Consider the following 1,254-nt stretch of genomic DNA (forward strand, 5'->3'; position numbering starts at 1 on the left):
AAATTCTGATAATTCGTAAAACGCTACTTTAGTAACACTAACTTCTAGCGTGTAAAACCACTTTGGCGTTGTATGGTTAAGCCTCACGGGTAATTAGTACTGGTTAGCTTAATGTATCACTACACTTCCACACCCAGCCTATCAACGTTGTAGTCTTCAACGGCCCTTCAGTTAACTTAAAGTTAAAGTGAGAACTCATCTCGAGGCTCGCTTCCCGCTTAGATGCTTTCAGCGGTTATCGATTCCGAACGTAGCTACCGGGCAATGCAATTGGCATCACAACCCGAACACCAGCGGTTCGTCCACTCCGGTCCTCTCGTACTAGGAGCAGCCCCTCTCAATTCTCAAACGCCCACGGCAGATAGGGACCGAACTGTCTCACGACGTTCTAAACCCAGCTCGCGTACCACTTTAAATGGCGAACAGCCATACCCTTGGGACCGACTTCAGCCCCAGGATGTGATGAGCCGACATCGAGGTGCCAAACACCGCCGTCGATATGAACTCTTGGGCGGTATCAGCCTGTTATCCCCGGAGTACCTTTTATCCGTTGAGCGATGGCCCTTCCATTCAGAACCACCGGATCACTATGACCTACTTTCGTACCTGCTCGACGTGTCTGTCTCGCAGTTAAGCTGGCTTCTACCATTACACTAACCGTACGATGTCCGACCGTACTTAGCCAACCTTCGTGCTCCTCCGTTACTCTTTGGGAGGAGACCGCCCCAGTCAAACTACCCACCAGGCACTGTCCTCAATCCCGATCAGGGACCTAAGTTAGAACATCAACACTACAAGGGTGGTATTTCAAGGTCGGCTCCACACAAACTAGCGTCTGTGCTTCAAAGCCTCCCACCTATCCTACACATGTAGGGTCAATGTTCAGTGCCAAGCTGTAGTAAAGGTTCACGGGGTCTTTCCGTCTAGCCGCGGGTACACAGCATCTTCACTGCGATTTCAATTTCACTGAGTCTCGGGTGGAGACAGCGTGGCCATGGTTACACCATTCGTGCAGGTCGGAACTTACCCGACAAGGAATTTCGCTACCTTAGGACCGTTATAGTTACGGCCGCCGTTTACCGGGGCTTCGATCAAGAGCTTCGACTTACGTCTAACCCCATCAATTAACCTTCCGGCACCGGGCAGGTGTCACACCGTATACGTCATCTTACGATTTTGCACAGTGCTGTGTTTTTAATAAACAGTCCCAGCCACCTGGTCACTGCGGCTGACTTCAGCTCCAGCAGCAAGTGC

Annotated in this window: 1 rRNA gene; it reads right to left on the minus strand. The window is 51.0% G+C overall.

Going from position 1 to position 1,254, the window contains the following annotated elements:
- Nucleotides 1–72: 72 nt before the first annotated feature.
- A 23S ribosomal RNA gene (locus HG263_RS22100) occupies nt 73–1,254 on the minus strand; the annotation flags it as partial.

Origin of the sequence: Pseudoalteromonas caenipelagi (assembly GCF_013140855.1) — a bacterium.
GTDB classification, from domain to species: Bacteria; Pseudomonadota; Gammaproteobacteria; order Enterobacterales; family Alteromonadaceae; genus Pseudoalteromonas; species Pseudoalteromonas caenipelagi.